General features: G+C 59.5%; 10 protein-coding genes, 1 pseudogene and 1 CRISPR repeat array. Of the genes and pseudogenes, 8 read left to right on the top strand and 3 right to left on the bottom strand.

The genetic code is table 11. The features are described 5' to 3' along the window. From B7444_RS11465 to B7444_RS11430, 8 genes and pseudogenes are all read left to right on the top strand, one after another. Window positions 1-259 (top strand): annotated as a pseudogene (locus B7444_RS11465) (type I-E CRISPR-associated protein Cse1/CasA); the annotation flags it as partial. Next, window positions 249-857, top strand: coding sequence for a type I-E CRISPR-associated protein Cse2/CasB (gene casB / locus B7444_RS11460; RefSeq protein WP_007282375.1), 609 nt, complete (start codon window positions 249-251; stop codon window positions 855-857). The pseudogene B7444_RS11465 and the gene casB, both read left to right, overlap by 11 nt. 11 nt (window positions 858-868) lie before the next feature. After that, a complete protein-coding gene (gene cas7e / locus B7444_RS11455) occupies window positions 869-1,918 on the top strand; it encodes a type I-E CRISPR-associated protein Cas7/Cse4/CasC (RefSeq protein WP_007282376.1) in 1,050 nt (349 codons plus the stop codon). Between the two features lie 5 nt (window positions 1,919-1,923). Further along, entirely contained in the window at window positions 1,924-2,784 is an 861-nt protein-coding gene (gene cas5e, locus B7444_RS11450; protein ID WP_007282377.1) for a type I-E CRISPR-associated protein Cas5/CasD, read from the top strand. Then, window positions 2,781-3,500, top strand: coding sequence for a type I-E CRISPR-associated protein Cas6/Cse3/CasE (cas6e, locus tag B7444_RS11445; RefSeq protein ID WP_007282378.1), 720 nt, complete (start codon window positions 2,781-2,783; stop codon window positions 3,498-3,500). The genes cas5e and cas6e overlap by 4 nt, the downstream gene beginning before the upstream one ends. A 6-nt stretch (window positions 3,501-3,506) precedes the next feature. Further along, window positions 3,507-4,469, top strand: coding sequence for a type I-E CRISPR-associated endonuclease Cas1e (gene cas1e / locus B7444_RS11440; RefSeq protein ID WP_007282379.1), 963 nt, complete (start codon window positions 3,507-3,509; stop codon window positions 4,467-4,469). Further along, window positions 4,450-4,779: a type I-E CRISPR-associated endoribonuclease Cas2e gene (gene cas2e / locus B7444_RS11435; protein WP_016737723.1), complete on the top strand. Its 330-nt coding sequence runs from the start codon at window positions 4,450-4,452 to the stop codon at window positions 4,777-4,779. Before cas1e ends, cas2e begins: the two co-directional genes overlap by 20 nt. 61 nt (window positions 4,780-4,840) lie before the next feature. Continuing rightward, window positions 4,841-5,357: direct repeats of the CRISPR family, unit length 29 nt; unit sequence GTGTTCCCCGCACACGCGGGGATGAACCG. Window positions 5,358-5,491: 134 nt separating this feature from the next. Then, complete coding sequence (locus B7444_RS11430) at window positions 5,492-5,698, top strand: hypothetical protein (RefSeq protein WP_007282382.1); 207 nt, start codon at window positions 5,492-5,494, stop codon at window positions 5,696-5,698. Between the two features lie 59 nt (window positions 5,699-5,757). Here the strand turns inward: B7444_RS11430 and B7444_RS11425 are convergent, their stop codons facing one another. From B7444_RS11425 to mltA, 3 genes are all read right to left on the bottom strand, one after another. Continuing rightward, a complete protein-coding gene (locus B7444_RS11425) occupies window positions 5,758-7,218 on the bottom strand; it encodes a cytochrome-c peroxidase (protein WP_007282383.1) in 1,461 nt (486 codons plus the stop codon). 96 nt (window positions 7,219-7,314) lie between these two features. Continuing rightward, window positions 7,315-8,145, bottom strand: a complete 831-nt coding sequence (locus tag B7444_RS11420; protein ID WP_007282384.1) for a DNA-methyltransferase — start codon at window positions 8,143-8,145, stop codon at window positions 7,315-7,317. Beyond that, window positions 8,142-9,287, bottom strand: a complete 1,146-nt coding sequence (gene mltA / locus B7444_RS11415; protein ID WP_007282385.1) for a murein transglycosylase A — start codon at window positions 9,285-9,287, stop codon at window positions 8,142-8,144. The genes B7444_RS11420 and mltA overlap by 4 nt, the downstream gene beginning before the upstream one ends. Window positions 9,288-9,298 lie beyond the last annotated feature (11 nt).

Raw genomic sequence — 9,298 nt, 5'->3', positions numbered from 1 at the left:
CCCGACAACGGCACAGGACCAGCCCTGCCGTGACTGGCTGGCGGATCAGCGTCGTGTCGCGCTGGATCTGTTTGATGAATACGCCCCCGCCACGCCGGATACGGACATTCAGGAATGCGTTCAGATCGGGAACGGCCGTCGCTGGCTCCTCAGCACCCTGTACGGACATTCCAAAGACGGGAAGCAGCTTTTCGAGTTCCTGAAGCAGCCGATTCCGCCCAACGCCCCCAGAAAGAACGGGACAAACCATGCGTCTTGATAAGGAAACAACCGAAACCTTCGTGACATGGTGGCGAGACCTGTATCCGACCAACCCTGACCAGGAAAGGGGGGGCCAGAGAGCCATCAGCGCACGCCTGCGACGGTGTGGCTCTGTCTGGGATATTATGATGGAACCAGCGTTCGCCTCGCTGGTACGTCAGTTCCCAACCGCCCCATCCCCCGACGAGTTGCCCGCGCTGGCTCTCACGATGGGCGTGCTCGCGCATGTTCGGACAGAAACACCCACGCCAAAAGCACCGGACGGCCAAAAGGCTTTTCGAAATGCCGTTGCCCGGGAAATCGGACCAACAGACTTCGGCGGTTCCCCGAATGAAGTGGCAACCTCCGCCAGATTCAAACCCAACCGACTGGAAAAACTGCTGGAGACCCGTGATCCTGAAGAGTGCCTGACTGCGTTCCGCCGCCTTGTGCGGCTGGCCAACGCACCACTCAACATTCGCGATCTGGCCCAGTCCCTTCTTCGCTGGCCGGCAGAAGATGCCGCCGCAGACCGTATTCGTACCCGCTGGGTGCATGACTATTGGGGCATCGGGAACCGCAACCCACTCTCCGCCCTTCCCGCCGACGCCCGATAAGGACATTTCTCATGAGCCGTTTTCTTCAACTGCATCTTCTGACGTTCTTCCCCCCTTCCAACCTGAACCGGGATGATCTGGGCCGCCCCAAGACCGCCATAGTCGGCGGAGCCAACAGGCTCCGACTGTCTTCACAGGCGCTCAAACGTGCATGGCGGACTTCGGAAGCATTCCAAGCGGCGCTTGAGCACAACTTGGGCAAGCGCACCCAACGGATGGGGCAAGAAATCCTGGACCATCTGATCGCAGCAGGTCAGGACGTTAAAAAAGCCACGAAAATCGCCCGCGAAGTCGCAGGTATCTTCGGCAAGCTCAAAAAGGAAGAAACCTCAACCGCTATCGAGCAGCTTGCCTTCATTTCCCCACGCGAGAAGGCAGCAGCCCTCGAACTGGCAGACCGCATGGCGGGCGGCGAAAAGATCGACCCCAAGAAAGAAGCCGCTTCTGTGCTCTTGCGGGCCGATACAGCCGCAGACATTGCGCTGTTCGGACGGATGCTGGCGGATAATCCGTCGTTCAATCGTGAAGCCGCAGCCCAGGTGGCTCACGCCATCACAACACACAAGGTCTCCATCGAAGACGACTACTATACTGCCGTTGATGATCTGAAGACCTCTTCAGAAGATGCTGGTGCAGGCTTCCTGGGAGAAGCCGGCTTCGGATCTGGCGTGTTCTATTTATATCTCTGCATCAATCGGGATCTTCTGAAGACCAATCTTGGCGATGAAGACGACGGCACCCTAGCCGCGGCCACTCTCGGTGCTCTGACGCGAGCCGCCGCAACCGTCGCCCCCAGCGGCAAGCAGAACAGCTTTGCCGCTCATGCCCGCGCGCACTACATTCTGGCTGAAAAAGGCAACCAGCAGCCCCGCACGCTGGCCGGTGCATTCGCCCAGCCCGTCACCGGAACAGACATTGTCGGCGCCTCCATCGCCCAGCTCAAAACTTTCCGGAACCAGCTCGATAACGCTTACTGGCCCGGTTCTGACGCACAGGCCGAACTGGTGCTGGGCGGCGGCGGGACACTGGAAGAGATCGTCACCTTCGCGCAGAAGGACTGATACCCATGCCACGCTATCTGACCTTCGCCCTCATTGCGCCGCTCTCGGCCTTTGGCGGCGTGGCAGTCGGGGAACGGCGGGACGGATTTGATCGCCCGGCCCGTTCGGCCATTCTGGGACTGGTCGCCGCCTGCCTTGGCCTGACCCGGGATGATCCCCGTCAGGACGATCTGGCACGCGATTACGGTCTGGCCCTTCTCTGCCACGCCCCCGGCCAGTTGCTAACGGATTTTCACACCGCCCAGATGCCCTCCGCCCAGCGCAATACACGCTTCCGGACCCGCGCGCAGGAACTCGCCACCCCGGACCTGAACACAACCCTGTCCCGCCGCGATTACCGGGCCGGAAGCTGGCACCTTGGTGCCCTGTGGCTACGGACGGAAACGGCGCCATGGTCTCTGGACGATCTGGCACAAGCCATGCGCACACCGGTTTTCACGCCCTATCTGGGTCGGAAATCCTGCCCGCTCGGTCTGCCGCTCGCTCCCGATCTTCAGGACCACGAGAACGCCGTTTCCGCCCTCCGCGACCGTTACCGACAGGGGCCGGAAGGCAGACTTTCCCTTACCAGTTCATCCTCTTCCCAAGCGGGGCATCAGGAACGCACAACCCTGCGTCATGCGCTGGCACGAACGGCACCAAACCGGAGGCACTGGGCCGAGTGGGATTGCCTTACCACCCCGGCAGAGACCCAATCCGAACACACGATGCGGCACATGATCGTCATGGACCAACGGGATGCGGACCAGCATGGCCTGCCGGACGAGACCATCCAGACCATCTTCCGCCGGGACCAGCCACGCTCCCGAACCCGCTGGCAATTCGACCTGAGAGAGGAGGCCGTCATGACGGTTCCCGTGCTGTGACGCAACTCTACCTCTCCCGCGCACGCCTGCGACGGGATAGCCAGGCGCTCTCCGCCCTCTCCAGCCTGCTCCTGCCCCACGATACGAGCGCCCAGATCAAGAGCGGTCACCACCTGATCTGGGCACTGTTCGGAGACACTCCTGAACGGAACCGAGACTTTCTATGGCGGCAGGAAGAGCCGGGCAGTTTCTACATCCTGTCCGAACGTCCCCCCGCGGACCCGCATGGACTGTTCGAAATCGACGCGCCCCGCCCGTTTGAGCCCAACCTGCGCGCAGGCGACGCTCTGGAGTTCCGGTTGCGCGCCAATGCCACGATCAGTCGTCACATCCCAGGCCAGAAACGCGGTAAACGGCATGATGTCGTCATGGATGCACTGCACCACATTCCGGGCAGACAGCCTTCCGAAAAAGGAGGAACAAGCCTGCGGGCCGAAGCCCGTCTGGCGCTCGTTCAGGACGCCGGCTCTGCCTGGTTGACCCGACAGGCACAGGACAGAGGCTTTTCCCTGCCCACGCCCCCACGCGTGGACAGCTATGACACCGTCGTCATTCCCCGAACGCCGCAGCAGAGCCCTGCAACCTTCGGCGTCATGGAATTCGAAGGCATCCTGACCGTCACGAACCCGGAGATTTTCCTGACCAGCCTGCGAAGCGGTTTTGGGCGGGCCAAAAGCTTCGGGTGCGGCCTCATGCTCATCCGCCGGGCCTGGTAAACCGCTGTGACGGAGCGGCCAGTCCCGGGGCTACCGCCGCCCCGTCCCATTCCCATCCGTGAACGGTCTTCGATCCTCTTTGTTGAAAAAGGCCGTCTGGATGTTCTGGATGGCGCTTTCGTCATGGTCGATGAGCGCGGCGTCCGCACCCACATCCCGATTGGTGGCCTGTGCTGCCTGATGCTTGAACCCGGCACTCGCGTCAGTCATGCCGCGACAGCCCTCGCCGCCCGCGCCGGAACACTCCTGATCTGGGTCGGGGAAGCAGGCGTGCGCCTCTACGCCTCCGGCCAGCCCGGCGGAGCGCGTGCAGACCGGCTTCTGTATCAGGCTAGATTGGCTCTGGATGAAACAGCACGCCTGAACGTGGTGCGCCAGATGTATGTCCTGCGTTTTGGTGAGGAAGCACCCGCCAGACGCTCGGTGGACCAGCTTCGCGGTATAGAAGGCGCCCGCGTTCGGGAAACCTATCGGCTTTTGGCCCTGCAATACGGTGTGAAATGGGAAGGTCGGCGCTACGACCCGCGGGAATGGTCATCCGCCAACGACATCAACCGTGCACTTTCAACCGCAACATCCTGCCTGTATGGCATCTGCGAAGCCGCCATTCTTGCCGCTGGATATGCACCCGCCATCGGCTTTCTTCACACCGGCAAACCCCAGAGCTTCGTTTATGACATTGCCGACATCGTAAAATTCGAAACCGTAGTGCCTGAGGCATTCCGGGTTGTCGCAGCCCTCGAAAAAGGACGCATGCTGGACGGTGAAGCCATCACGAACGTGACGGGAACTGTCCGCCGAAGGTGCCGGGATGCCTTCCGCCGCACCCGGATCCTGGAACGCCTCGTCCCCATGATCGAAGATGTTCTCTCCGCAGGAGGCCTGTCACCCCCTGAAGCACCGGAAGAAGCCATGCCTGTGGCCTTTGAAGACCCGGAAGGATTGGCCGATGCTGGTCATCGTGGTTGAAAACGCTCCACCGCGACTGCGAGGGCGGCTCGCCGTCTGGCTGCTGGAGATCCGCGCAGGAGTATATGTCGGTACCTATGGCCGAAAAGTACGCGAGATGATCTGGCAGCAGGTCTGCGCCTATATTGAACAGGGAAACGCTGTCATCGCATGGGCTGCTCCCAATGACGCAGGCTTCGAGTTCGACACCTGCGGCGCCAACAGACGATGCCCCGTGGACCTTGACGGATTTCGTCTGGTCGAGTTCGGTCCAGAAGCTGCCCTCCCCCTCCTGCCCGGCCCCCTCAATTCACCACGAAACCGACGCTGAAAAATCGGTAGCTTTTTGAAGTGGAAGATTTGCACCCATAATCATATACTTACAAACAAGGGTGTTCCCCGCACACGCGGGGATGAACCGGCCAAACAAGCCCACTTTATACCCTTCTGTTTGTGTTCCCCGCACACGCGGGGATGAACCGGCCTTCTTAACCTTCACGTGGTTTTCGACAAGGTGTTCCCCGCACACGCGGGGATGAACCGCACTGCCAGTTCTCCAGTTCGATCAGCTCGCCGTGTTCCCCGCACACGCGGGGATGAACCGGCTGCGATCGCCTGCGTCAGAATCGTGCCAACGTGTTCCCCGCACACGCGGGGATGAACCGACAGGCGATAACGATAACGGCACGATCCTGCTGTGTTCCCCGCACACGCGGGGATGAACCGGATAGTCTGGCTGTGACAGGATCGATCGGCATGTGTTCCCCGCACACGCGGGGATGAACCGGCGGAGTTCGCTCGCCGCCAGCAGGATACCACGTGTTCCCCGCACACGCGGGGATGAACCGCAGGTAGATTTTCCACTGTAACTGCCATTCTGGTGTTCCCCGCACACGCGGGGATGAACCGTAGCCCGGAAATCCCATGCGGTTGATGACATCGTGTTCCTCGCACACGCGGAGGTAAATCTTTACCGTCAGGCTTCTGAGCCCTGCACAACCGCACTCATTCTCCCAACATTCTTGCACACAAGGAGACAGATCATGAGCAAGCTCAGTAAAGAGGAACGGGACAGCCTGCCTGACAGGGAATTCGGGCTTCCTGAAAAACGGGCCTATCCCGTCGATACAAAGGCCAGGGCACGGAATGCGAAAGCCCGTGCCACGCAGGAGATGGAACGGGGGCTGCTGACACCGGAAGAACGGGATGAGATTGACCGGGCAGCAGATCGTAAACTGAACAAAGACTAAGCCAGAATCAGAAACGGCCCCGGATCACTCCGAGGCCGTTTCATCATTCAATTCCGCAGTCAGTGAGCCTGCGCTGCCCGCAATGGAGCATCTGCCGGAACATCCTTGAGCGGAATGCCCTGATACTTGCCCGTCAGGGTCTTCAGGAACGCAACGATGTCTGCAACATCCTGATCACTGATATCATGATCGGGCGTTTCGTAACGCGCCATGGCACGAACGGCAGCATCCAGTGTCTTGGCAGAACCATCATGGAACCACGGACCGGTCAGTTCGACGTTCCGCAGGTTTGGCACCTTGAAGCGCTCACGATCAGACGGGTTGTTGGTGAAAGAGAAACGCCCATCATCCGCCGCCGTCAGCTTGCTGTGACGGTCTTCGAAATATGGCCCCTCAAGACCCAGAATTTCGTACGCATCGCCACCGACGGCAACACCGCTATGGCAGCCAGAGCAACCAATCGTCTTGAAGCGCTCATAGCCGCGCTTTTCCTGTGCCGTAATCGCGTCTGCCTTGCCCTTGAGGTACAGGTCGAAGCGGCTATCCGGCGTGATCAGCGTCTTTTCGTACTCGGCGATCGCATCCGTAACAGTGTTCTTCGTGATCTCGTCAGACCCGTAAACCGCTGTGAACTGGTCCGTGTAACCTGGCTCTGCCCGCACACGATCTGCCACGGCTGGCCAGTCATGCGAGCCCATTTCCAGCGGATTCATGACAGGGCCAGCAGCTTGCTCGGCCAGATCCTTGGCCCGACCATTCCAGAACTGCCCGATGTTGAAGACGGAGTTGTAAACCGTCGGCACATTGATCGGGCCGGTCTGGCCGTTGATACCTGTCGCAGTCGTCTGGTTGTCCACGCCGGCCTTGTCCAGTCCATGGCAGCTTGCACAGTTAAGCTGGCCATTTCCAGAAAGCTGCTTGTCAAAGAACAGGGTGCGTCCCAGTTCGGCCTTCTTCCAGTCCACGGCAATCGTTTCCGGGATAGGCTGAATGACTTCCCCCCGGAACTGCGGCGCAACATCCGTACTGGCGTAATAGCGCTCGCGCTGGTCACGCACCCACTTCAGAATATCGGCGCGCTGCTTCTCGTTCAGGTGAGCGTGCGGATGCATTGTGAGATAGGCTGCCGGTGGCATCCGGTTCTGCACGATGACTTCCTCGATACGAGAAAGCTGCTCAACGGAAGGTGGCTTGCCCTGCTGGAACGCCTCGATGATCGGCGCAAACTCAAAGTGACGCTGCCCCTGCTCCAGATCGCGGTTCATGATCTGATTGGCCAGCGGCAGCTTGAAGTAGAACGGCAGATCAGCGTTACGCGTGTGACAGTAATCACAGCGCACTTCCTGAAAAGCCGCGAATGCCGTCATGGCTACAGGGTCATGCCGAGTAGGGCTGCTAGCAGGAAGCTTTGGCGCGCCAGCATGATCGAAATGCTCAAGATAGGTGACTGTACCGCCCCAGGCGACGACGCCCAGTGCCACCAGACCGGCAATTCCTTTGGTAATTGTGCTGCGACGCACCGCAAATCTCCTCACTGTCACGAGAATGTGAGGTTTGAAGATTGTAACACGAGAAGTCAAAACGATTGATCCTGTCAGACCTAAAGGCCTGACCGATCATTCGTCCACCCAGTCCTCTTCTTTCATCCCGATCGCCGCACGCAGACGCTTGCGCGCAATATTCACGTAACGCGTGTCTTTTTCCACGCCGATGCCTGACAAACCTTTGCGTTCTGCCGCAATCAGGCTCGTTCCCACCCCCATGAACGGGTCCAGCAACACGCCACCGGGTTTGACACCGTGCAGACGTATACAGGCTTCTGGCAACGCGATGGGAAACGTGCCCGGATGGCTGAATTTTTCTTTGCGACTCCGAACCGTTTCATAGGGAATGAACCATGTATCCCCTCGACAGCGCCGGTCCATCTCATGCTGTCGGCGTGAAATATTGCTCTTGTCCGTAAACGGAACGCCCGCATCCAGCCGGGCAACTTTCACATCGCCCTTCTTGGTCAGATGGAAAATGTGTTCATGGTTCCGGTTAACAAAACGAGGCGAGTTCAGAGGCTTGAAATGCCCGTACGTGATTTCGCCCACCGAAATCGACTTGATCCAGGTGATATGGTTCTGAAGCACGAACAGCTTACGCAGCCGGGACATCAACTCAAACGGAAGCCAGGGCTGAGACGAGGATCCGGCAATATTCAGGAAGAACGATCCATCATCTTTCATGATCCGCTTCACGCTGGCACAGACGTCTTCCATCCAGTCCAGATACGCGTCTTCAGGCAACTGATCCTGATAGGTACGGTACTCAATACCCAGATTATACGGCGGGGACGTGACGACAATATCGACGCTCTGCGACGGCATACGGCGCAGAACGGTCGTGCAGTCTCCTCGGATCATCGTATGGGCGCCGAGCGTCTCCCGGCGGCTTCGGATCATGGAGCCGAGGAAACCGCAGGAGGACGCGGTAGCAGGATCACCATCCTGCCCCCTTCATGCAGATTTCCTGCGACATACTGGGCAAAAGCGCCCCAGCCCGTGAACAGATCGGCACGTCCTGCGCCCTTGATGTCCGTTCCGATATCCTGGGCAAAGACCAGATGCTGCCAGGGTGCAGGCTGCCCTTTGGCATCCGGCAGCTTCGTCTCGACCCACAGCGGAGTTGCAAAAGGAACCACAGACCGGTCAATGGCCACCGAACGACCGGCTGTCAGTGGCACCCCAAAAGCCCCCGTCGCCCCTTGCGCAAGACTGCCATCATCGCGCCGGAAAAAGACGTAGTTCGGATTACGCTCCATCATCGCCATCATGCGATCCGGATGCGTTTCCAGCCATCCTTTGATGCTATCCATGCTGACTGAGGACGATGCCAGTTCATTTTCCTGAACCAGAACGCGACCAAGCGGCACATAAGGCAGGCCGTTTTTGCCGTCGTACCCCACGCGGATCTGGGAGCCATCAGGGAGGATCAATCGACCCGACCCCTGGATTTGCAGGAAAAACAGATCCACCGGGCTTTTCAGCCAGGCAATTTCCAGCCCCTGCCCGTTCAGAACCCCGGCATCAATCTGCGCCCGATCGTAATAGGGTTTGAACTGACCGTTTTCCCAGCGCCCCGTCACCATCTGGCCATTGGTGGCTTTGGTCCGCACGAGATCCTGCGGCCGTCCATAAACCGGCGTCTGATACGGGCCACCCCGCGTCAGGGATGCTTCGATCTGAGGCTCGAAGTAGCCGCTGTAGAACGCCCTGGCATCGACAACATAAGGCTGAAACCACGTCTGGAGGTAAGTCCGGGTATCCGTTGCTGTCTCGATAACCGCACAGGCCGCGGACCAGTCCCCCGCTTCCCGGCCATAGGGTAGCGTCTCCGCTCCCCCGAGAGGCGTCTCCGGCGGAAGCTGTGTCAGCCGATGGCAGTTCTGACGCAAAACAGGAAGAAGAGAGGAAAAATCCTCCCTCTCCCATCCCGTAAGGGCATCAAAACCGGTCGCTGTCAGGGAAAGAGAGGAGGACTTATCGTTCTGTGTGGCGCACCCGGCCACGAGGGCAAGTGCTGTCAGTGTCAGCAGTTTTCTCATGATGAGCGTAT

This window comes from Gluconobacter thailandicus F149-1 = NBRC 100600, from assembly GCF_000964465.1.
GTDB classification, from domain to species: domain Bacteria; phylum Pseudomonadota; class Alphaproteobacteria; order Acetobacterales; family Acetobacteraceae; genus Gluconobacter; species Gluconobacter thailandicus.
This window is presented reverse-complemented; position numbering and strand designations above follow the sequence as displayed.

Bases quoted from the DNA above. Each gene is read 5' to 3' on its own strand.
- casB (WP_007282375.1), top strand. From the start codon at position 249: ATGCGTCTTGATAAGGAAACAACCGAAACCTTCGTGACATGGTGGCGA.
- cas7e (WP_007282376.1), top strand. From the start codon at position 869: ATGAGCCGTTTTCTTCAACTGCATCTTCTGACGTTCTTCCCCCCTTCC.
- cas5e (WP_007282377.1), top strand. From the start codon at position 1,924: ATGCCACGCTATCTGACCTTCGCCCTCATTGCGCCGCTCTCGGCCTTT.
- cas2e (WP_016737723.1), top strand. From the start codon at position 4,450: ATGCTGGTCATCGTGGTTGAAAACGCTCCACCGCGACTGCGAGGGCGG.
- B7444_RS11430 (WP_007282382.1), top strand. From the start codon at position 5,492: ATGAGCAAGCTCAGTAAAGAGGAACGGGACAGCCTGCCTGACAGGGAA.
- B7444_RS11420 (WP_007282384.1), bottom strand. From the start codon at position 8,145: ATGATCCGAAGCCGCCGGGAGACGCTCGGCGCCCATACGATGATCCGA.
- mltA (WP_007282385.1), bottom strand. From the start codon at position 9,287: ATGAGAAAACTGCTGACACTGACAGCACTTGCCCTCGTGGCCGGGTGC.